Source organism: Mycolicibacter acidiphilus (assembly GCF_018455725.1).
Classification (GTDB): domain Bacteria; phylum Actinomycetota; class Actinomycetes; order Mycobacteriales; family Mycobacteriaceae; genus Mycobacterium; species Mycobacterium acidiphilum.
On the sequence record NZ_JAHCLR010000009.1, the window covers coordinates 1 to 21,961 of the forward strand.

Here is a 21,961-nt window from a genome sequence, read left to right on the forward strand (position 1 = left end):
ATAGCTCACCTAACTACCGATTTTGCAACAGCCCGCCACCTGGGGTTTTGGCGGTGAATTCTGCACGCTCGCGGTAGGGAGGGCTAGAAGAAGAACCCCAGCTGCGCCGGCGTCGGCGTGGCGAACGCGGCGTCCAGCCGGCCCAGCAACTCCGGCTCGCCGCGCAGCCGGTTCGCCGCGGCCAGCGCCGACGCGCGGTGCGCACCGAAGTACAGGGCGCCCAGCACGTCAAGGTCCATCTCGACTTCGGCGGGTGCGCTCGTCGGCGTGCACTTCGCGACCCCGGAACGCACGTCGAGCATGAAACGTCCACCGTCGCTGCGGAATCCGTCCCGCACCGCGATGACGGCGTTGGCGTCGGCCGCGTACCGGCGAGCCTCCAGGGCGGCGGGCACGTCCATCAGCCGCAGCCACAGGTCATCTCGGCGCCCGGTGGTGCGCACCAGCCGGGTGTCGGTGAGCAGATAGGGCAGCGGGTCGTCGGGGTGGCTGTCCAGGCCGATCGTCGTCATCAGGTCCAGCCCGAGCAGTGCCCGCCACAGCGCGGCGTGTGCGTCGGCGGTCACCGCCCGGAACTCGCCGATCCGCACGGTCTTGGTATCCCCGGCGTGCACCCGGTACAGCACGTAGCCGTCGGGGTGCAGCAGCACGAACCACGGTGTGCCGCCGTCACGTTCAGGTTCCCGGTCGGCGAGCAGGTCGTCCCAGAGTGCCGTGGGACGCGCTAGTCCGCCGGGGGTGCGCAGGCGCCACCGGTCATAGACGGCGGCCAGTTCCGCACGGCAGTCGGCCGGGTTCGCCAGTCGCACACCGCCCGGGTCGGGGGCGTCCGGGTGCAGCCGGGCGAACCGGCGGTCGATCTCCAACTCGCACTTGATCGTCGCCGTCCCGTAGCCGAACCGCCCGTAGATGCCGCCCTCGCTGGCCGTCAGCGCGGCGATCGGATACCCCGAATCGGCGATCCGTCGGTGCAGTTCGTCGTACATCGCGCGCAGCACGCCACGCCGGCGGTGGGTGGGCGCCACCACCACCCCGCTGATCCCGGCGGCCGGCAGCACCTGCCCGCCGGGAACGGTCAGCCGCAGGTCCAGGTAGAGCGCCACCCCGATGACCCCGAGATCGCGGTCGCAGGCCACCACCGCGCCATCGGCCGGCACCATCGTCCGCAGCGCGGTCACCCGGCCCGGGTCGATCAGCACCCCGAACCCGGTGGCGTCCAACAGCGCTATCTGCGCCCAATCGGCATCGACCGCGGTGCGAACGATCGTGCTGGTCACGAGAATCGACGGTGCCACAAACGTCGCCGTCGCGCACCCGAATAGGGTGTGGAGCCATGACCGCACCGCTTCGCGTGATCCAGTGGACGACCGGCAACATCGGGCAGCGTTCGCTGCACGCCATCATCGGCCGTCCCGACCTGGAACTGGTCGGGGTCTACGCGCACGGCGCGGACAAGGTCGGCGTGGACGCGGCCGAACTGGCCGGCTTGGCGCAGCCGACCGGCGTCACCGCCACCAACGACATCGACGCACTGCTCGCCCTGAAGCCGGATGCCTGCTGCTACAACCCCATCTGGCCCAGCGTCGACGAGTTGGTACGGCTGCTGGAGGCCGGGGTCAACGTGTGCTCCAGCGCCGCGTGGATCACCGGCGGCAAGCAGACACCGGCGGACCGCAAGCGGATCGAAGACGCCTGCCGGGCCGGGAATTCCACGATCTTCGGCAGCGGGGCGCATCCGGGCCTGACCAACATGGTCGGCATGGTGCTGTCCGGGGCGTGCGAGCACGTCGACGAAATCCGGATCACCGAGTCAGTGGACTGCTCCAGCTACGAGTCCGCGGGCACCATGACCGCGATGGGCTTCTCCCAGGACCCGCAGACCCCCGGCCTGGCCGAGAGCGTGCGCCGTGAAAGCGAGGTGTTCGCCGAGTCGGCGGCGATGATGGCCGACGCGATCGGCGCCCAGTTGGACAGGATCACGTTCGACGTGCAGTTCACCGCGGCCACCGCCGACTCCGATCTGGGGTTCATGAAGATCCCGGCCGGCACCGTCGGCAGCGTGTTCGGCTACCACCGCGGCTGGGTGGGTGAGCGCAACGTGGTCAGCGTCGGCTTCAACTGGATCATGGGCAGCCACGTCACCCCGCCGAAGCCGGTCGCCGACGGCCACGTCATCCAGGTGTTCGGCCGGCCCAACATGCGCACGGTGATCCACTGCCTGCCGCCGCAGGACTGGTCGGAGGCGAACTACAACGGGCTCGGCTCGATCTACACGGCGATGCCGGTCACCAATGCGGTGCCGGCGGTGGTGGCGGCCGCCCCGGGGATCGTCACGCTGGCCGACCTGCCGCCGATCACCGGCCGCATCAAACTTGTCGGTTAGCGGTGACCGCGCCGGTCGCCGCGTTGATCGTCACGTCGTGCTCGACCAACTCGGTGTCCCAGACGTCGGCGTCCCACACGATGGTGCCGTTCATGTCGACCAGGCTCAGCCCGGTGATCGACCCGTTGGGCACCTCGGCCAGGATCTTGCCGACCGCCGCCTCGTAGTCCAGGTGCGCGCCGTCGATGTTGGCGCGGCGCTTGGCCTTGTCGCCGTCGGAGTCGTTGGTCGAGGCGGGACCCACCAGCACCGCGACGCCGTCGGCCCCGATCTTGAGTTGCTGCTCGCTGCCGTCGGGGGTGACCACCCGCACCTTCCAGGTGCCGGCGTCGTTGGTCTGACTCTCGATGAAGATCAGCGCGCTGTCGGGCACCTGCCCGACGGCCAGTGCACCCGCGCGCAGCAGCGTGTGCGGGTCGGGAGGCGCGTCCGGACGCGACCAGGTTCCCTCCGGACTGGTGCTCTGCGCGGAGGCCGCGCCCTGCTTTCCGCTGCCGCCGCAACCGGCCAGTGCCAGCATCGCCACTGCGATGAGCACTGCACCGAGCCGGGAGCCATGTACCAGACCGCGCATCAGCGGACATGCTACTGAACGTTTCTGACAACGTCACCCAGCGTTCCTGTCGCCAATCCGGCGCACAGGTGGCGTGAGGCACCTAGGATCGTTAGCCGAGCAAAGGTTATGCTGCCCCTTACGAGATTGTCAGCAGCAGACGGCATTTCCGGCGGCGCTCGGGACCGTGCAGTTACGGGGTCCTTACGAGTCCGATCCGCGACCGTCACGGGGTGCGATCCGACCAGCGGAAGGCGGTGAGATGCGGAAGGTCTCCGTCGCCGGCGCGCTCAAGCGGCACTGGATTCCCGTGGTCTTCATCATCGTGATCGCCATCTCGAGTGTGGTCGTCACCAGGCTGCACAAGGTGTTCGCCTCGCAGGACCTCAACCCGCATGCCGGCGCCGGCATCGAGATCGTGCAGTTCAACCCGAAGTACGTCGCCTACGAGGCGTTCGGGCCGCCGGGCACCACCGCCGACATCAACTACTGGGACGCCGAGGCCAACGTCCACCAGCTCAACAACGTGCCGCTGCCGTGGTCCTTCACCGTGGTCACGGTGCTGCCGGCCGTCATGGCCAACATGGTCGTGCAGGGCAACACCAATGAGATCGGGTGCCGCATCAAGATCGACGACCGGTTGCGCGACGAACGGCGCTCCACCGGTCTCAATGCCCAGACCTTCTGCCTGGTGAAGTCCGGATGATCAAACGCATCCGGGCACAGATCGACAAACACCACGACCCGCAGGTCAAACGACCGTTCTTCGCTCACATGCTGCGGATCTTCGCGGTGCCGATCATCATCGCGTGGATCGTGCTGACGGTCATCGTGAACGTCTTCGTGCCGCAGCTGGAGGTGATCTCCGAGGAGCACTCCGCACCGCTGGCGCCGATGGACGCACCGTCGATGATCGCCAGTGCGCTCGTCGGCGAGAACTTCCAGGAGTACAAGTCCAACAGCACCGTGATGATGGTCGTCGTCGGCGACGAGGAGCTCGGCCAACCCGCACATCAGTATTACGACGAGATCGTCAAGAAGCTCGACGCCGACAAGGACCACGTCGAGCACATTCAGGACTTCTGGAGTGACCGGCTGACCGCCGCCGGTGTGCAGAGCTCCGACGCCAAAGCCGCCTACGTGATGCTGAACCTGGTCGGCAACCAGGGCATGACCGAGGCCAACGAATCCGTCGAGGCCGTTCGCAAGGCCATCGCGGACACCCCGGCGCCACCCGGCGTGCAGGCCTTCGTCGCCGGGCCGGCCGCGCTCACCGCCGATCTACGGGAGATCGGCGACAACAGCCTGGTGAAGATCACGCTGTTCACGATCGGTGCGATCGCCGTGATGCTGCTGGTGGTCTTCCGCTCCTTCTCCGCGATGCTCACCCAGCTGTTTCTGACGCTGCTGGAGCTGATCTGCGCGCGGGGCGTGGTGGCGTTCCTCGGCTTCCACGACGTGATGGGCCTGACGACGTTCGCGGTGAACATCATGGTGATGCTGGCGATCGCCGCCGGCACCGACTACGGCATCTTCCTGCTCGGCCGGTATCGGGAAGCCCGGACCGCCGGTGAAGACCGGATCGAGGCGTACTACACCACCGTTCGCAGTGTCACGCCCGTGGTGCTCGGCTCGGGGCTGACGATCGCCGGGGCGTCGGCGGTGCTGTACTTCACCCGGCTGCCCTACTTCCACACCATGGGCGTCCCGGTCTCGGTGGGCATGATCGTGGTGGTCGCGGCCGCCCTCACCCTGGGCCCGGCGATGCTGGTGGTGGTCAGCAGCTTCGGGTTGCTCGACGCGAAAAAGCATCAGCCCGGCGGATTCTGGCGGAATGCGGGCGTCTCGGTTGTGCGCTGGCCGGCGCCGATCATGGTTGCCAGTCTGGCGGTGGTGCTGGTCGGGCTGGCCGCACTGCCCGGATTCAAACCGGGTTACGACGACCGGAAGTACCTGCCCAAGGAGACGCCGGTCAACGTCGCGTACGCGGCGGCGGAGAAGCATTTCTCGGCGGCGCGGATGGCCCCGGACATCACCATGGTGACGTCCGACCACGACATGCGAAACCCGGCGGACATGCTGGTGCTGGACCGCGTCGCCAAGAACATCATGCGGGTGGTCGGCATCGCGATGATCCAGGACATCACCCGGCCGCTGGGAATCCCGCTGCAGCACAGCTCGATTCCGTTCCAGCTCAGCGTGTCCAACCAGTTGATGATCCAGAACATGGAGACCCTCAAGGCCCGGATCAAGGACATCGACACGATCTCCCAGCAGCTCAACCGCGACATCAACCTGCTCAACGAGATGTACGAGCACATGTTGAAGATCAACGACGTCACCGAGGATCTGGCCACGGTCACCAAGGACACCGTCTCCGTCGCCGAGGAACTACGCGATCACATCGCCGACTCACTCGACTTCTTCCGGGTGTTCGAGACGTACTTCCACTGGGAAGCGCACTGCTACGACATCCCGATGTGCTTTGCGCTGCAGTCGACGTTCGAGTCCGCCGAGACCACCGACAAACTCACCGAGCAGTTGACGCTGCTCTCCCACGACACCACCCAGTTGAGCGAGATCCTGCCCAAGGTGACCGCGCTGCTGCCGGCGGTGGTGGACACCATGCGGATCATGCGCGGGCTGGTGCTGACCGTGCACAGCACGTTCAAGGCGTTCATCGACCAGATGGAGGACCTCAGCAGCGCGCAGATCATGATGGGTCAGAGCTTCGACGACTCGAAGAACGACGACTTCTTCTACCTGCCGGCCGAGGCGTTCGACAACCCCGACTTCCAGACCGGTCTGCGGCTGTTCATGTCGCCGGACGGCAAGTCGGCCCGGTTCTTCGTCACCCATCAGACCTACCCGGCCACCTCCGAGGGGATCGCCCGGGTCGAACCGGAGCGGATCGCCGCGCAGGAGGCGCTCAAGCAGTCGTCGCTGGCCGACGCCAAGGTGTACGTCGGCGGGATGGCCGCGCTCTACGAAGACATGCAGAGCGGCGCCAAATACGACCTGATGATCGCGATCGTGGCGTCGCTGACGCTGATCTTCCTGATCATGATGATGATCACCCGGTCCCTGGTGGCCGCCGTGGTGATCCTGGGCACCGCGTCCAGTTCGATAGCGGCGTCCTTCGGGATCTCGGTCCTGCTGTGGCAGGACATCTTCGGGCAGCACATCTACTGGGTGGTCATGGTGCTGGCAGTGATCGTCCTGCTGGCGGTGGGCTCCGACTACAACCTGCTGCTGGTGTCCCGGTTCGAGGAGGAGATCCACGCCGGGCTGAAAACCGGTTACATCCGGGCGATGGCCGGCAGTGGCGGTGTGGTGACCTCGGCGGGCATGGTGTTCGCGGCCACGATGGGGATCATGTACTTCAGCGATCTCAAGGCGATCGGGATGTACGGCACGACGGTCGCGATCGGCTTGCTGCTCGACACGTTCGTGGTCCGCGCGTTCCTCATGCCGTCGATCGCCACGCTGCTCGGCAAGTGGTTCTGGTGGCCGCAGGTGGTCCGCCCCTACGGCCCCAACACCCACATCCGCGGCATCGCGGCGCACACCCCGCACGACGAGCAGGCTGCGGACACCGACGCGCTGGACGTCGCCGCGGTGCGCCGGGCGGCCGGTACCGAATCGCCGGAAGCGTAGCCGCTCAGTCGGTTTCAGTCGGCTTCGGCACGAGGTCCACGCAGACGCCGACCGCCCCGGCCCCGACGTGCAGCGCCAGCACCGAACCCAGGTCGCCGACCGTGGCCGGCGGGCACGCCGGCAGGCGCTCGGCCAGCGCGGCGGCCACCTGCTGGGCACCCTGCGGGTTGCCGACGTGCAGCACGGCGAGTTCGGCCGAACCGTCGCCGACGAGGTCGCTGACCCGGTCGATCATCGCCGCCACCGCCTTGCCGGCGGTGCGGATGCGCTGCGCCAGCACGAGTTTGCCGTCGTCGATCCGCAGCAGCGGCTTGAGCGCCAGGGCGGTGCCGAGCCAGGCCGCGGCGCTGCCGATCCGGCCGCTGCGGCGCAGATTGTCCAGCCGCTGCACAACGATCCAGGCGTGCCCGCGCTGCACCGCCGAATCCGCTGCCGCCACAACGCCGTCGAGATCAGCACCGGCGGCAGCGGCCCGGGCGGCGGCCAGCGCCACGAAACCGGTGCCCATCGCCGTCGACTTCGAGTCGACCACCCGGATGCGGTCGCCGATCCTCGCGGCGGCGTGCTGGGCCGCGGTCAGCGTGCTGGACAGCGCCGCCGAGAGGTGCACGGCCACCACACCGGAGCCCCCGCTGTCGGCGAGCGCGGCCCGGTAGACGGCGTCCAGATCCTCCGGGCCGGCCGCCGCGGTGCTGACGTTGTCACGCTGGTAGACGTCGTCGGGCACCACGTCGACACCGTCGCGCAGATCCTCGCCGCCGATCAGGATGTGCAACGGCACCACCCGGATTCCCCACTGCTCCCGCAGTTGCGCCGGCAGGCACGCCGACGAGTCGGTGATGACTATGACGGACACGAACCGGTCACTCCACCGCCCCGGGCACGCCGGCCTCAGCCAACGCCTTGAGCATCAACTCGGCGACCGCCTGGTGCGCCTCGAAATTCCAGTGGATCCCGTCGGGGTTGCCGCGTCCGCTCATGATCTCCGCGGCGACCGCCTGCTTCAGGTCGACCAGCGGGACGTCGTGCCGCTGCGCCCAGTCGGTGACCGCGTCCACCGTCGGCCCCCGGCCGTGGTGGGCACGGCCGTAGGTGTCGGCGATGTGCACCGACGGCAGCGACGCGACGATCGGAATCCCGGGCCGGTTGAAGTCGATTGCGCCCCTGGTCATCTCCAGGTAGTCCGCGGTCAGGTGCGGCGGCAGCGCGGCACGCGCCAGCGGGGAGAACCGCGGCTGCACCCAGGCGTAGCCGTCGCGCACCCAACGGCGCAGCCAGGACGGCCGCACGTAGCGGATCAGCTCACGCAGCGCGGTCGGCAGCGGCGACGGCAGGGAGTCCATCCCGCTGGTGGCGAACACCACCGCGCCGGCGCGGGGCAGCGCCGCCCAGGCCCGCGGATCCTGGGTGGCCGCCCACCACACGTCGCGGCTGGTCCAGCCGATCCGCCCGATCAACTCGACGTCCCAGTCGAGCTGCGCGGCAACGATATTCGGCCAGATTCGCGGATCGTCGGCGGGCAGGCCGCCGGTCGGGCCGTAGTAGGACAGCGAGTCGGCGAAGACCAGCAGGGTGCGGCGCGGTTCAGAGGACATCGCTGGCCACCTGCGCCGAGGCGTTCCAGACGTCCAGACGCCAGCGGATGTCGGCGAATCCGGCGTCGTCTGCGCCGTGCCCGGACAACTGCGTCCAACTGGCGTTGCCCATGCCGCCCAGCACCGGCCAGTTCTCGATCGGCAACCGCAGCAGCACGGCGGTCAGTGCGGCGATCAGCCCGCCGTGGGCGACCAGCACCACCGGCCGGTCCGGTTCACCGCCAGCACCCCACTCCGCCTCCCCGGCAACGAGTTCGGCGACGACGGGTTCACTGCGGTTGGCGACGTCGATCCGGCTCTCGCCGCCGTGCGGGGCCATCCGGGCATCGTCACGCCAGGCCAGCCGGGTGCCGGGCGTCGCGGCGTCGACCTGCTCATGGGTCATCCCCTGCCAGTCGCCCAGGTGGGTTTCGCGCAACCGGGTGTCGACCCGCACCGGCAGGTCGTTGTGCTCGGCGAGCACGGTGGCGGTGTCGTAGGCGCGCCACAGATCCGACGACACGATCGCCAGCGGGTGCCGCTTGCGCAGCACCTCGGCTGCGGCGGCGGCCTGGGCGCGGCCCAGGTCGCTGAGCACGGTGTCGAGTTGGCCCTGCATCCGACTGCCGGCGTTGAACTCGGTCTGGCCGTGCCGCAACAGGATCAGCCGGCGGATCCTCACGGTGTCTCCCCCGCGGCGGGCTCGCCGTCCAGTGCCACGGGCACCACCGGGCAGTCCTTCCACAGCCGGTCCAGCGCGTAGAAGTCACGCTCGTCCTGGTGCTGGATGTGCACGACGATGTCGATGTAGTCCAGCAGCGTCCAGCGACCCTCGCGGGTGCCCTCCCGGCGTGCGGGCTTGTAGCCGGCCAGACGCATCTTCTCCTCGACCTCGTCGACGATCGCGTTGACCTGTCGTTCGTTGGACGCAGAGGCGATGACGAAGCAGTCGGTGATCACCAACTGCCCGGAGACGTCGAGGACGACGACGTCGTCGGCGAGTTTGTTCGAGGCGGCGTTCGCCGCGACGGTCGCCATGTGGACGGCGTCGGGTGTTGCGGTCATGGTTGCTCTCCGGGGGTTGGGGTGCGGTAGAGGTTGCGTTTGGACACGTACTGGACGACCCCGTCGGGCACCAGGTACCAGATCGGCCGGGAGTCGGCGGCCCGCCGGCGGCAGTCGGTGGATGAGATGGCCAGCGCCGGCACCTCGACCAGCGTCAGCGCCCCGTCGGGCAGTGCGTCGAGAACCTCGGCGAGGTGCTCGCCGTCGAGTTCGTAGCCGGGGCGGCTCACCCCGACGAAGCGGGCCAGTTCGAACATCTCCGCCCAGTTCTGCCAGCTCAGGATCGAGCCCAGCGCATCGGCGCCGGTGATGAAGAACAGTTCGGCGTCGGGGTTCAGCGCGGTCAGGTCGCGCAACGTGTCCTTGGTGTAGGTGGGGCCGCCGCGGTCGATGTCCACCCGGCTCACCGAGAAGCGCGGGTTGGCCGCGGTGGCGATCACCGTCATCAGGTAGCGCTCCTCGGCGGCGCTGACCTGGCGATCCTTGAGCCAGGGCTGGCCGGTCGGCACGAAGATCACCTCATCGAGGCCGAACAGATCGGCGACTTCGCTGGCCGCGACCAGGTGGCCGTTGTGGACGGGATCGAACGTCCCACCCATCACTCCCAGCCGCCGTTTTCGCACGATAGGCCAGCTTACTTGGGTCTCGCCGGCCACCCCCACCCGCGACCGTGCACAAGTGTCCGGTATCTCCCCAGGTGGGGGTGGACATTTGTGCACGGTCACGCAGGGGGCTACGCCAGCCCGTCGTCGATCATCTGCTGGAAGTGCTCGACGACGGACTCGGCGACCGGCCGGAAGTCGATACCCAGCTCGGCGCGGGTGCGCGAGTTGTCGAAGCACAGCGGGTAGCCGACGTTGAGTTCGACGAACTTGCGGGTCAGCCCACCGACCGGCGCCGCCAGCTTGATCATGAACTTCGGCAGCTCGAAGACCGGGAACGCCGGTCGCCAGCCGAAGCGCGCCCGCAACGCCCGGCTCAGCTCGAGCATGCTGACGACCTTCGAGTTGGCGATGTAGCGGCCGTGCGCATCAGCGGTGAAACCGGCGGTGATGTGCGCCCGCGCCACATCGCGCACGTCGACCGCCCCCAGCTGCAGCGGCGGCGCACCGGCGGCCATCGTCATGTCGACGAAGTGGTGCATCGTGGTCATGCTGCCCGAGGCGCTGGAGGTGGTCAGCGCCGGTCCGAGCACCAGCGACGGGTGGATCGTCACCAGGTCCCAGCGCTGCTGGGCGCCCTGGATCTTCCAGGCCTCCCGCTCGGCGACGGTCTTGGAGTACGAGTACGCCTGATGCTCGACGGTGCTGGTGGTGTTCCAGTCGGCCTCGGTGAAACAGGCTTTGCCCACCATGTCCGCACAGTCGCCGTAGATCGCGGCGACGCTGCTGGTCAGCACCACCCGCTTCACCGAGTCGGTGGCATCGGCGCTGGTCAGGACGTTGCGAGTGCCCTCCAGTGCGGGCCGGATCAGCTGCTGCTCGGGGTCTTTGATGTGGCCCATCAGGAACGGCGACGCGGTGTGGATGACCAGTTCGCAGCCGTCCATCGCCGCGGTGAAGCTGCCCGCATCGAGCAGGTCGGCCTTGTGCAGGGTCAGCTTCCCGGGATGCTGCTCGGCCAGCGTGTGCAGATGCTCCAGGCCCGTGGGCTTGTCGGGGTTGCGCACGGTGGCGCGGACGGTCCGGCCGTCCTCCAGCAGGTAGCGCACGATCCAGCTGGCGATGTAGCCGCTGCCGCCGGTGACCAGGACGGGGGCGTCCGGGTTGATGGTCGTCATGGATGCTCCTTTTCGCAGGTCCGCCAGCTTACGTGGCGACAGTCACGACCGGCTCGTGCGTGACCGGGAAGTTGACCGAGTTGGCGATGAAGCAGGCGCGGTGGGCTTCGGCGTGCAGCGCCACGGCTTTCTCTGCCATCGCGGCAGACGTCACCGTCACCTGCGGTCGCAGTACCGCGCCGGTGAAGTGCCCGCCGTCGCCGGTGTCGGCCATCGTTCCGAACGGGTGATCCACGTAGGAGACGACGATGACGTCGTTGACCGCGCACAGGTGCAGGTACCAGAGCATGTGGCACTGCGACAGCGACGCCAGCAGCAGCTGTTCCGGGTTCCAACGGGCCGGATCACCGCGGAAGTCGGGATCAGCCGACCCGAGGATGGTCGGACAGCCGTCGGCGTGCACCTCGTGGTCACGATCGTAGGCACGGTAACCGCTGGTTCCGGTGCCACGGTTGCCGGTCCAGGTGACCGCAACGGTGTAGCTGTGCTCAGTGCCCATTGCCGTGCGCCTTCCCTTCACCGAACGTGCGAATCGATACGCCCCGACCCGCGTTTCGCGGATGAAACCACACGCTCACGCACGCAGACGGGCTACACCGGCAGGAGCTGGTCGATGACCGCGGCCAACTGCTTGGCGGAGCGGCATTCGTGCATGGGGATCACGTCGGCGTAGCGCGGTGCCGCCGAATCACCGCTGCCCCACTGGTGTCGCGGCTCCGGGTTCAGCCAGTGCGCATGCCGGCTGGCCGTGACCAGGTGCGCCAACACGTCGACGGCCGGATCACGGTAGTTGGTGCGGCCATCGCCGAGCACCAGCAGCGAACTGCGCGGGGACAGCACACCGTGGAAGTTCTCGGCGAACGACACCAGCGCGTTGCCGTAGTCGGAGTGCCCGTCACGGGTGTAGACCGCCGACTCCCGGGTGATGCGCTGAATCGCCACCGCCAGGTCCGCCTCCGGGCCGAACAGGTGCGTCACCTCGTCGGTGGTGTCAATGAAGGCGAACACCCGCACCCGCGAGAACTGTTGGCGCAGCGCGTGAACCAGCAGCAGAGTGAAATGGCTGAACCCGGCGACCGACCCCGACACGTCGCACAGCACCACCAGTTCGGGCCGGGCCGGGCGCGGTTTGCGCAGCACCAGGTCGATCGGCACCCCGCCGGTGGACATCGAGCGTCGCAGCGTCTTGCGCAGGTCGATCACCCCGGCCCGCGACCGACGGCGCCGGGCCGCCAGCCGAGTCGCCAGGGTGCGAGCCAGCGGCGCCACCACCCGGCGCATCGACCGCAGCTGATCCCCGGAGGCGAGCAGGAACTCGACGTTCTCACTGAGCTGCGGGATGCCGTACATCTGCACGTGTTCGCGGCCGAGTTGTTCGGCGGCGCGCCGCTTGGTCTCGACGTCCACCAGCTTGCGCAGTTGCGCGATCCGCTGCCCGGCAAGGGCTTTGGCGATCTGCTCCTGGGTGGGGGTCGGCTCCTCGCCGTACGGTGAGAGCAGCCCGGCCAGCAGCCGGCCCTCCAATTCGTCGAGCCCCATCGCCTTGAGCGTCTGGTAGGCGGAGTACGACGGGCCGCGGCTGGAGCGGTAGCGGCCGTAGGCTTCGACGATCGCCGCGATCATCGCCGACAGCCGCTGGTCGGTGTCGGCCAACTCGGGGTTGTCGGTGAGCAGGTCGACCAGCATCGCCCGCATCGCCTCGACGTCGTCGGGCGGCACCACGGGCGGTTCGGAGTCCGCGTCGGCCGCGTCCCCGACCGTCCGGTCGCCGAGTGCCGCCGGGAACCACAGGTCGAACAGCGCGTCGTAGGTGTCGCGGTGATCGGGTCGGCGCAGCACCGCGCAGGCCAGGCCTTCGCGCAGTACCCGACGGTCGCCGAGCCCCAGCACCGACAGCACCTGCCCGGCATCGACCGTCTCCGACGGGCCCACCGAAATGCCCTGTCCTCGCAGCGCTTCGACGAAACCGACCAGGTGACCCGGTAACCCGTGCGGGGCCAGGGGCTGAGTGGGGCCGATCCGCCGGGCCATCAGTTCAGCTTGAGCTCGCCGGTCGCCCGGACCTGATCGGACTGATGTTTGAGCACCACGCCCAGGGTGGCGGCGACGGTGGCGTCGTCGATGGTGTCCATGCCCAACGCCAGAATCGTTCTGCCCCAGTCGATGGTCTCAGCCACCGACGGCAGTTTCTTCAGCTGCATGCCGCGCAGCACCCCGATGATCCGCACCAGTTCGGCGGCGAGGCGCTCCGGCAGCTCCGGCACCCGGGACAGCAGGATGCGACGCTCCAGATCCGGGTCGGGGAAGTCGATGTGCAGGAACAGGCACCGGCGTTTCAGCGCCTCGGAGAGTTCCCGGGTGGCGTTCGACGTCAGCACCGTGAACGGGGTCTGCGCCGACGTGACGGTGCCCAACTCCGGGATGGTGACCGCGAAGTCGCTCAAAACCTCCAGCAGCAGGCCCTCGATCTCGATGTCGGCCTTGTCGGTCTCGTCGATGAGCAGCACGGTCGGGTCGGTGCGCCGGATCGCGGTCAGCAGCGGGCGGGCCAGCAGGAACTCCTCGCTGAACACGTCCAGTTTGGTGGCGTCCCAGTCCCCTTGTCCGGCAGCGTTCCCGGATTGAATGCGCAAGATCTGCTTGGCGTGGTTCCACTCGTAGAGCGCGCGGGCCTCGTCGACACCCTCGTAGCACTGCAGGCGCACCAGTCCCGCATCGGTCGCGGCGGCCACCGCCCGGGCCAGTTCGGTCTTGCCGACCCCGGCCGGTCCCTCCACCAGCAGCGGCTTGCCCAGCCGGTCGGCGAGGAACACCGCGGTGGCGGTGGCGGTGTCTGCCAGGTAGCCGGTCTGCGCCAGTCGTCGGCTGACGTCGTCGATGTCGGCGAACAGCGGAGCTTGGCGGGCGGGAGTCGTCACGTTCGATGGTCTCCTCAGCGGATCAGGCCGGGCGGGTGTGGCCGTCGCCCCACACGATCCATTTGGTGGACGTCAGCTCCGACAACCCCATCGGCCCGCGGGCGTGCAGTTTCTGGGTGGAGATGCCGATCTCGGCGCCGAAGCCGAACTGCTCGCCGTCGGTGAAGGCGGTGGAGGCGTTGACCATCACCGCGGCGGCGTCGACCTGCTCGGTGAACTGTTGTGCCGCAGCCATATTCGTGGTGACGATGGCCTCGGTGTGACCGGTGCCGTACTCGTTGATGTGACTGATCGCGTCGTCGAGTCCCTCAACCACGTTCAGCGCGATGTCCATCGCCAGGTATTCGCGGCGCAGGTCGTCCTCCGGCGCAGCAGCGGCGGCGTCGCCGTGCACGGTCACCCCGGCCTCGGTCAGCGCGTCCACCAGCCGCGGCAGCAGGGTGTCGGCGATCTCTCGGTCCACCAGCATCGTCTCGGCGGCGTTGCACACGCTGGGCCGACGGGTCTTGGAGTTCAACAGGATCCGCTCGGCCACCTCCGGGTCTGCCGCGGCGTGGATGTAGACGTGGCAGTTGCCGACCCCGGTCTCGATGGTGGGCACCTGCGCGTCACGCACCACGGCGTCGATCAGGCCCGCCCCCCCGCGCGGGATCACCACGTCGACCAGGCCGCGCGCCTGGATCAGGTGGGTGACGGTGGACCGGTCGGCGCTGGACAGCAACTGCACCGCGTCGGCCGGCAGGTCTTCGCCGACCAGTGCCTCGCGCAGCACCTCCACCAGTTTGGCGTTGGAGTGCGCGGCCGACGAACTGCCGCGCAGCAGTGCGGCGTTGCCGGATTTCAGTGCCAGGCCGAAGGCGTCGACGGTGACGTTGGGCCGGCCCTCGTAGACCATGCCGACCACCCCGAGCGGAACCCGCTGCTGGCGCAGCATCAGCCCGTTGGGCAGGGTCTTGCCGCGCAGCACCTCGCCGACCGGGTCGGGCAGCCCGGCCACCTGCCGCAGCCCGGCGGCGATGCCGTCGACGCGCTGCGGGTTCAGTGCCAGGCGGTCCAGCATCGCCTCCGGCGTACCGGCGGCCCGGGCCGCGTCGAGATCCTGCACGTTGGCGGCCAAGATGTCGTCGGCGTGTGCCAGCAGGGCGTCGGCGGCGGCGTGCAGGGCGCGGTCTTTGACCACGGTCGGCAGCGTTGCCAGGGTGCGGGCGGCGACGCGGGCGCGGCGCGCGGCGTCGTGAACCTCGCGGCGCAGGTCGGGTGGTGCTTCCAGACTCATCTGCCCAGGGTATCGAGTGCTCGTGCGCTCAGCCCAACCGCTCCGGGGCACCGGTGTGCGTGGCCAGCCCCCGACGCTCGTCGATGATGCGGCCCAGGTCGGCCAGCAACGCGGGTTTGCGCATGACGAAGTCCGCGATGTGGTCGCGGCCGATCTCCAGGGCGGTCACCTCGCCCAGCGCATGCGCCGCGGTGACGTTCGGCTGACGGGTCAACGTCGTCAGCCCCAGAAACGCCCCCGCATCCAGCACCGCCACCGGGACCGGGGCACCGGTGTCGTCGGCGGTGGTCAGACGCACGCCGCCGGCGACGACGAACGTCATCCCGCCCGGCACGTCGCCGATGCCCTGCATGAGTTCGTCGGCGCCGTACCGGACCAGCCGCGCGTACGGTTGCAGCGCCTGCTGGTCGGCCTCGGTGAGCCGCAGCGCCGGTGCGACCACGGTCTGCAACGCCTGCGCCACCCGATCGGGCGTCGAGAAGTCGTCGGCGGCACCGTCCAGTCGCAGCCCGGCCCGACGCGCCGCGTACCAGAGCCAGCGCAGGAACAGCGCCTGCGCGGCGCCGTCGTCGGCGGGCGAGCACAGCGGGATCGTGATCCGGTACGAGCCGCCGCCCAGTGCCACCCCGCGCGCCGCGCCGTCGCGCTGCTGCTGCGGCAGCGCCGCGGCGACATCGGTCAAAAGCTCGCACACCTGATCGGGTGGATCCGCCGGGGAGAAGGTCAACTGCAGCGTCAGGTTGTGCGTCTCCGACGGGCGACTCAGATTGGTGAACGACAGACCCGCCAGCACCGAGTTCGGCATGATCTGCAGGCCGTGCCCGGTCTCGATGTGCACGGCCCGCCAGTTCACCTCGACGACCCGGCCCCGCGCGGTAGGCGTGTCCAGCCAGTCCCCGATCCGGAACGGCTGCTCGAACAGCAGGAACAGCCCGGACACGATCTGACCGACGGAGTTCTGCAGCATCAGACCGATGACGACCGACGTCACCCCCAGTGCGGCGAACAGCCCGCCGATCTTCACGCCCCAGATGTAGGACAGGATCAGCGCCAGCCCGACGCCGACCAGCACCAGCCGCGCCACGTCGAACAGGATCGTCGGTAGCCGCCGACGCCAGGACTCCTCCGGCGCACCCCGGAACAGGATCGCGTTGAGGCCCGACAGCAGCGCCAGCAGCAGCAGGAACCCGAACAGCGTCGCGATGATCCGCACCGAGGTGACGTCGACCGGCACCTCGAACGACTTGACCAGCAGCACCCACAGCGCGCCGAGCGGCAGCAGGTAGGTGCGCAGCAGGTTGACCGGGCCGGCCAGGTGGCTGCGCCGGCGCGCCAGCGCGTTATGCCATTCGGTCAGCGCGATCAGTGCGGCCGGCAGTCCCGCCGCGACACCGAGCGACCAGTAGAACCAGGGTGCTGCGATGACGTCCACTCCCCTACTCCGACATCCGCCAGATCGGCTGGTCGGCATCACCGGCGCTCACCGGGGTGAACGCGCAGCCGTCGTGCAGCACGTCGTACACCGCGGCCGTGACGTACACGCCGGGTTGCGGCGCAGCGTGATGCGCCCGGTAGGCCTGGATCACCGCGCTGCCCCACATGTCGTAGACGGTCCCGGATCGGCCCACCAGTCCGCTGACCGCCTGTCCGCTGCTGACGCCGACCCGCAGGTCGAGTTCGCCGCCGGTCCGGCCGTTGAACCGTTCGATGATCCGCTGCATCTCCCGGGCGAAGTCGATACTGCGGTGCACGTTGTCCAGCCGCGGGACGGTCACCCCGCAGCTTGCCAGATAGCCGGTGTGCAGGGTGTGGATCCGTTCCACCCCAAGCGATTCCGCGGCGGAGTCGAACTGCCGCAACACGTCGTCCACGGTGGCCACCAACTCCGCGCCGGAGAGCTCGCCGGAGGTCTCGTCGAGTCCGACGATCTCGGCGTAGACGACACTCACGTCGGAGTGCTCCTGGGCGATGGTCTGCTCGCCGTCGCGGTAGCGCTGCACTACCGGTTCGGGCATCAGCGACAGCAGCAGCCTGTTGTTCTCGCTGCGCTGCGCGGTCAGTTGCTTCTCCTTGACCTGCAGGTTCCGGCTCATCTCGTTGAAAGCCCCGGTCAGATCGCCGATCTCGTCACGCGAAGTGACCGGGATCGTGACGTCGTAGTCGCCGGCGCTGATCCGCTGCGTCCCCTCGTCGAGTCGCCGGATCGGTCGCACGAACACCCGGGCAAGCAGCGCAGAGACCAGGCAGATCACGAAAATCAGTCCGGTGGTGGTCAATACGATGGTCTTGGTGAACGACGCCACCCGCGAGAACGCCTCAGCCGTGTTCTTGGTGGCCAGGATCGACCAGTGCAGGTCGGAGTCCGGGATGTTCAGCGGTGCGTGCGCCTGCAGTTCCCGACGGCCGAGATAGCCGGTGTCGGTGATGATCCCGGCTTCGCCGCGCTGCGCGGCCCGCAGCCCGGCGCTGTTCACCGGTTGCACCAGGGTGGTGCCGCCCAGCCGAATCGCCCTGTCCACGGTGGCGCTCGGGGTGCCGGCGGCCATCGCCTCACGGCGGTAGGCCTGCGGATCCTCCAGGAACAGCCGGGAATCCGACCGCATCAGGTTGTCCGGGCCGGCCAGGTACGTCTCGGCGGTGCGGCCGACCCCGGCCTGCGCCCACCGCTTGTCGGCGGTCATGATCCGGTTGATCTTCGAGATCGGCAGCGGCAGCGCCATCACGCCGAGCGCCTTGTCCCTCACCCGGATCGGCGACACCAGCCACGCCGTGGGCAGCCCCAGCCGCGGCTGGTAAGGCTGGAAGTCGGTGATCCAGACGAAGTCGGCGGCGTTGGAGGCCTGCGCCTTCTGATAGGCCTCGCGCAGGTTGGACTCGCGGTATGGACCGGTGATGATGTTGCTGCCCAGGTCCGGGCCCTTGCGGTAGGAATAGACGATGTTGCCGCGGGTGTCGAGCAGCAACGCGTCCTCGTATTCGAAACGCTGGACGATCTCCCGGAAGTAGCCGTTGTAGTGGGCGTTCGCCGCCGTCCAAGCGCTTCCGTCGCCGGGGTCGTCGGATTGTTTCGCTTCCTCCTTCGACTCACCGGCCGTTTCGTTGGCGGCGGCCTTCGCCCCGTAGTGCGCGTCGAGGTATTCCTGCGCGTTCGACGTCGGCAGTACGGCGTCGATGTCGAGTTCGACCCCGGTGGCCGCCTCGGTCGCCTTGACGACCCGGTCCTCGTAGTAGTCGACCACCGCCTGCCGCTGCGCGGGATCGATCGGTGCGCTCGACAGTTGGTCGAATCCGGCGGTGAACGCCCCGACCGCGTTGATGGCGGTGTCGCCGCGACTGTAGATGACCAGGGAGTTCCGCAGATCCGAGAAGAGTGTCTCCACCGCCCGTTTCTGCGCCGACCGCAGTTCGATCAGCCGGCTGTACGTCGCGTTCTCCATCGCCCGCCGCGCTGACACGTATTCGACGATGCCGATCACCGCGACCGACGCGATCGTGCACGCCAGCAGCATCACCATCACCTTGGACTGGATGCTCAGCCGGGATGTCAGCCGACGACCCCGGATGCGGTACGACTGCCCCGAACTCACTGGCGACTGATCCTTTCGGCGGCGTACTGCGGCGTGCTGAGGCCTACGGGTCTTCCGGTCAGCCTGACGAAGCACGCGCGCATTGTCAAAGGTCATCGGCCTACGCTCGACACGATGACGACGCGAATCTGCGTACTGGGCAGCGTGAACTCCGACACCGTGCTGACCGTCGGCACGCTGCCGAAACCGGGTGAGACGGTGCCCGCAACCGCGGTGTTGCACACCGCCGGCGGCAAGGGCGCTAATCAGGCGGTGGCCGCGGCGCGAGCAGGTGGGCGGGTGCGGTTCATCGGGGCGGTCGGCGACGACGACGCCGGCGTCGCGCTGCGCGGTCATCTCGCGGCGAACGACGTCGACACCGCGGACGTGGCCACCGTGCCCGGCCCGAGCGGTTCCGCGGTGATCACCGTCGACGCGGCCGGGGAGAACACGATCGTCGTCGCGGCCGGCGCCAACGCCGCACTGGCACCCGGCCCCGAACTGCTGCGCACCGCACTCGCCGACGCCGATGTGCTGCTGCTGCAACTGGAGATTCCGCTGCCGGCCGCGATCGCCGGCGCCCGCGCCGCCCGGGCAGCCGGGGTGATCGTCATGCTCAACGCCTCACCGGCCGGTGTCGCGGTGGCCGAACTGGCCGCGCTGGTCGACGTCGTGGTGCTCAATAAGGGTGAGGCCGCGCACTGGGCGTGGCCGGTGGCGCATCGGGTCATCACCCTCGGTGCACGGGGCGCGCGCTACCTCGGCGGCGGGCGCGAGTTCACGGTGCCCGCGGTCACGGTGACACCGGTGGACACCTCCGGCGCCGGTGACGTGTTCGCCGGGGTCCTGGCCGCCTGCTGGCCGGACGGGCCGGAGGCGGCGATGCGGCGGGCTTGCGCCGCAGGCGCATTGGCGACGCTGACGCCCGGTGCCGGGGATTGCGCCCCGAGTGCCGCGCAGATCGACGCGGCGCTCAGCCCTTGACCAGGCGGCCGCCCTTGATGATCGCGCTGAACGCCACGTCCGGCCGGGTGATCAGCGAGATGTCCGCCACCGGGTCGCCGTCGACCAGGATCAGGTCGGCGTGCGCCCCCTCCTCGATCACCCCGAGCCGGCCCGGATAGGGGTTACGCGGCCCGGACATCGCCAGCAGTTCGCCGTTGCGAATGGTGGCCTGCTGCAACACCTCCGCCGGGGTGAACCAGCGGGTGAGCTTCGCCAGCTGGGCGCCCTGGCGGGTGGCGAGCTTCGCATCGAAGAGGGTGTCGGTGCCGAACGCGATCTTGACGCCGTGCTTGATCGCCAGCCGATAGGCGGTGTCGGTGCCGGCGAACATCTGCTTCGCCTTGGCCATGTTCGCCGGCGGCAGCGGCACCGCGTCCTCATCGTCGAGGAACGGTTGCAGACACCACCAGACGTCCTTCTCGGCGAGCAGTGCCACCGTCGCCTCGTCGGCCAACTGCCCGTGTTCGATGCAGCGGACGCCCGCGGCCACCGCGGTCTGGATCGCCTTGGGTGTGCAGGCGTGCACGGTGACGTAGGTGCCCCAGTTCTCGGCGGCCTGCACCGCGGCGTGCATCTCAGCCTCGGTGAACTGGGCGACGTCCAGTGGGTCATACGTCGATGCGCAGCCGCCGCCGGCCATCAGCTTGAGTTGGGATGCGCCGCGCCGCAACATCTCCCGGGCACCTCGCAGCACCTCGGCTTCGCCGTCGGCGATGACAGCGGCACCGATGATCTCGCTGTAGCTCAACTGGCCGGCGACTCCGCGGGGCACCTCGTGGGGCAGCCGGAAGTCGCCGTGCCCGCCGGTCTGCGAGATGAACCCGCCGGCCGGGAAGATACGCGGGCCGGCGATGGTGCCCTCGTCGATGGCCTGCTTGATGCCGAACACCGGTCCGCCGAGATCCCGGACGGTGGTGAACCCGCGCAGCAGCGTCTCGCGGGCACTGACGACCGCATGGGCGAAGACGTAACCGATCTCGGACAGCTGCGCGGTCACCGCGGGGATCGCGGTGAACGCCGCATGCCAGTGCGCGTCGATCAGGCCGGGCAGCAACGTCTTCCCGGTTCCGTCGATCGCCCCGGACAGTGCTGTCGGGCCGGCCGGGGTCACCGACGCGATCAGCCCGTCGGCGACGGTGACGTCCATCGGCCCGGTGATCCGCCCGGCGGCACTGTCGAAGACCTTGACTCCTGTGATCGCCAGCTGCGGTGACGGCATCGGTGACTCCCTCGGATCGCGGTACTTCGCACCGTAGCCGGTTTGTTCGCGGATTAGGGTTACCGTCACCGTCCACGTCATCCGAAGGGCCTCCAATGACTCAGCAGCCACCGCTCGGCGGAACGTTCACCTTGCCCGGCGGGCCGACCGTCAACCGGATGGGTTACGGGGCGATGCAGCTGTCCGGGCCGGGTGTGTTCGGTCCGCCCGCCGATCACGACGGCGCCGTCGCGGTGCTGCGCGAGGTGATCCGGTTGGGAATCAACCACATCGACACCAGCGACTTCTACGGACCGCACGTCACCAATCGGATCATCGCCGAAGCCCTGCACCCCTACCCCGAGGGACTGTGCCTGGTCACCAAGCTCGGGGCGATCCGCGACGCCGACGGCGGCTGGCCGACCGCGCTGGCGCCGGACCAGCTGCGACAGGGGGTCGCCGACAACCTGGCGAACCTCGGCCTGGATGCGCTCGACGTGGTGAACCTGCGCGTCGGCGGGTTCGACCGTCCCGAACCCGGTTCGCTCGCCGCACCGTTCACCGTGCTGGCCGAGATGCAGCGGGAAGGCTTGATCCGGCAGATCGGGGTCAGCAACGTCAGTGCCGAGCAGGTCGCCGAGGCCCAGTCGATCGCACCGATCGTCTGCGTGCAGAACCACTACAACCTGGCGCACCGCGACGACGACGCCCTGATCGATTCCCTTGCCGCCCAGAGCATTGCGTATGTGCCGTTCTTCCCGCTCGGCGGGTTCACCCCGCTGCAGTCCGAGACGCTGCGGGCGGTGGCCGAGCGACTCGGCGCGGCACCGATGACGGTCGCGCTGGCGTGGCTGCTGCAGCGTTCGCCGAACATCCTGCTGATCCCGGGCACCTCGTCGGTGGCGCACCTGCACGACAACGTCGCCGCCGCCGCGCTGGTCCTGCCCGCGGATGCGCTGGTGGAGTTGGACGGCATCGCGGGGTGA

20 protein-coding genes are annotated in these 21,961 nt (G+C 68.9%); 5 read left to right on the forward strand and 15 right to left on the reverse strand.

What is annotated here, in order from left to right:
- Positions 1–83: 83 nt before the first annotated feature.
- Complete coding sequence (locus KIH27_RS07160; RefSeq protein WP_214092256.1) at positions 84–1,277, reverse strand: enhanced intracellular survival protein Eis; 1,194 nt, start codon at positions 1,275–1,277, stop codon at positions 84–86.
- Positions 1,278–1,333: 56 nt separating this feature from the next.
- Between KIH27_RS07160 and KIH27_RS07165 the strand changes: the two genes are divergently transcribed.
- The gene (locus KIH27_RS07165) at positions 1,334–2,383 is read left to right on the forward strand and encodes an NAD(P)H-dependent amine dehydrogenase family protein (protein ID WP_214092257.1); all 1,050 of its coding nucleotides are present in this window, start codon (positions 1,334–1,336) and stop codon (positions 2,381–2,383) included.
- Here KIH27_RS07165 and KIH27_RS07170 read toward each other — a convergent pair.
- Entirely contained in the window at positions 2,367–2,957 is a 591-nt protein-coding gene (locus KIH27_RS07170; RefSeq protein ID WP_214092258.1) for a PepSY domain-containing protein, read from the reverse strand. The two genes, KIH27_RS07165 and KIH27_RS07170, sit on opposite strands and share 17 nt — an antisense overlap.
- Positions 2,958–3,198: 241 nt before the next feature.
- On the opposite strand from KIH27_RS07170, the gene KIH27_RS07175 reads away from it, so the two are divergent.
- Both KIH27_RS07175 and KIH27_RS07180 read left to right on the forward strand, forming a co-directional pair.
- On the forward strand, positions 3,199–3,642 hold the full coding sequence (locus KIH27_RS07175; RefSeq protein ID WP_214092259.1) for an MmpS family transport accessory protein: 444 nt from the start codon (positions 3,199–3,201) through the stop codon (positions 3,640–3,642).
- Entirely contained in the window at positions 3,639–6,593 is a 2,955-nt protein-coding gene (locus KIH27_RS07180; RefSeq protein WP_214092260.1) for an MMPL/RND family transporter, read from the forward strand. The genes KIH27_RS07175 and KIH27_RS07180 overlap by 4 nt, the downstream gene beginning before the upstream one ends.
- 4 nt (positions 6,594–6,597) lie before the next feature.
- On the opposite strand, the gene KIH27_RS07185 is transcribed toward KIH27_RS07180, so the two are convergent.
- From KIH27_RS07185 to KIH27_RS07240, 12 genes are all read right to left on the reverse strand, one after another.
- Positions 6,598–7,449 (reverse strand): DegV family protein, encoded by an 852-nt coding sequence (locus KIH27_RS07185; RefSeq protein ID WP_214092261.1) that lies wholly within the window; start codon positions 7,447–7,449, stop codon positions 6,598–6,600.
- A 7-nt stretch (positions 7,450–7,456) separates the two neighbouring features.
- Complete coding sequence (gene octT / locus KIH27_RS07190; protein ID WP_214092262.1) at positions 7,457–8,188, reverse strand: diglucosylglycerate octanoyltransferase; 732 nt, start codon at positions 8,186–8,188, stop codon at positions 7,457–7,459.
- Positions 8,178–8,849: a glucosyl-3-phosphoglycerate phosphatase gene (gpgP, locus tag KIH27_RS07195; RefSeq protein ID WP_214092263.1), complete on the reverse strand. Its 672-nt coding sequence runs from the start codon at positions 8,847–8,849 to the stop codon at positions 8,178–8,180. Before gpgP ends, octT begins: the two co-directional genes overlap by 11 nt.
- Positions 8,846–9,232, reverse strand: coding sequence for a ribosome silencing factor (gene rsfS / locus KIH27_RS07200; RefSeq protein WP_214092264.1), 387 nt, complete (start codon positions 9,230–9,232; stop codon positions 8,846–8,848). Before rsfS ends, gpgP begins: the two co-directional genes overlap by 4 nt.
- Positions 9,229–9,858 carry a nicotinate-nucleotide adenylyltransferase gene (nadD, locus tag KIH27_RS07205; protein WP_372451318.1) on the reverse strand — a complete coding sequence of 210 codons (630 nt, stop codon included), beginning with the start codon at positions 9,856–9,858 and terminating at the stop codon, positions 9,229–9,231. Before nadD ends, rsfS begins: the two co-directional genes overlap by 4 nt.
- 107 nt (positions 9,859–9,965) lie before the next feature.
- Complete coding sequence (locus KIH27_RS07210) at positions 9,966–11,012, reverse strand: NAD-dependent epimerase/dehydratase family protein (protein ID WP_214092266.1); 1,047 nt, start codon at positions 11,010–11,012, stop codon at positions 9,966–9,968.
- A 28-nt stretch (positions 11,013–11,040) separates the two neighbouring features.
- Positions 11,041–11,511 (reverse strand): OsmC family protein, encoded by a 471-nt coding sequence (locus KIH27_RS07215; RefSeq protein WP_214092267.1) that lies wholly within the window; start codon positions 11,509–11,511, stop codon positions 11,041–11,043.
- 92 nt (positions 11,512–11,603) lie between these two features.
- A complete protein-coding gene (locus KIH27_RS07220; protein ID WP_214092287.1) occupies positions 11,604–13,046 on the reverse strand; it encodes a vWA domain-containing protein in 1,443 nt (480 codons plus the stop codon).
- Positions 13,043–13,930: an AAA family ATPase gene (locus tag KIH27_RS07225; RefSeq protein WP_214092268.1), complete on the reverse strand. Its 888-nt coding sequence runs from the start codon at positions 13,928–13,930 to the stop codon at positions 13,043–13,045. Before KIH27_RS07225 ends, KIH27_RS07220 begins: the two co-directional genes overlap by 4 nt.
- Positions 13,931–13,952: 22 nt before the next feature.
- Positions 13,953–15,206, reverse strand: a complete 1,254-nt coding sequence (locus KIH27_RS07230; RefSeq protein ID WP_214092269.1) for a glutamate-5-semialdehyde dehydrogenase — start codon at positions 15,204–15,206, stop codon at positions 13,953–13,955.
- A gap of 28 nt (positions 15,207–15,234) precedes the next feature.
- The gene (locus KIH27_RS07235) at positions 15,235–16,638 is read right to left on the reverse strand and encodes a mechanosensitive ion channel domain-containing protein (RefSeq protein WP_307856807.1); all 1,404 of its coding nucleotides are present in this window, start codon (positions 16,636–16,638) and stop codon (positions 15,235–15,237) included.
- 4 nt (positions 16,639–16,642) lie between these two features.
- The gene (locus KIH27_RS07240; protein ID WP_250149743.1) at positions 16,643–18,721 is read right to left on the reverse strand and encodes an adenylate/guanylate cyclase domain-containing protein; all 2,079 of its coding nucleotides are present in this window, start codon (positions 18,719–18,721) and stop codon (positions 16,643–16,645) included.
- Between the two features lie 153 nt (positions 18,722–18,874).
- Between KIH27_RS07240 and KIH27_RS07245 the strand changes: the two genes are divergently transcribed.
- The gene (locus tag KIH27_RS07245; protein WP_372451319.1) at positions 18,875–19,756 is read left to right on the forward strand and encodes a PfkB family carbohydrate kinase; all 882 of its coding nucleotides are present in this window, start codon (positions 18,875–18,877) and stop codon (positions 19,754–19,756) included.
- Here KIH27_RS07245 and KIH27_RS07250 read toward each other — a convergent pair.
- Positions 19,746–20,996: a metal-dependent hydrolase family protein gene (locus tag KIH27_RS07250; RefSeq protein WP_214092273.1), complete on the reverse strand. Its 1,251-nt coding sequence runs from the start codon at positions 20,994–20,996 to the stop codon at positions 19,746–19,748. The two genes, KIH27_RS07245 and KIH27_RS07250, sit on opposite strands and share 11 nt — an antisense overlap.
- Positions 20,997–21,091: 95 nt before the next feature.
- On the opposite strand from KIH27_RS07250, the gene KIH27_RS07255 reads away from it, so the two are divergent.
- Positions 21,092–21,961 carry an oxidoreductase gene (locus KIH27_RS07255; RefSeq protein WP_214092274.1) on the forward strand — a complete coding sequence of 290 codons (870 nt, stop codon included), beginning with the start codon at positions 21,092–21,094 and terminating at the stop codon, positions 21,959–21,961.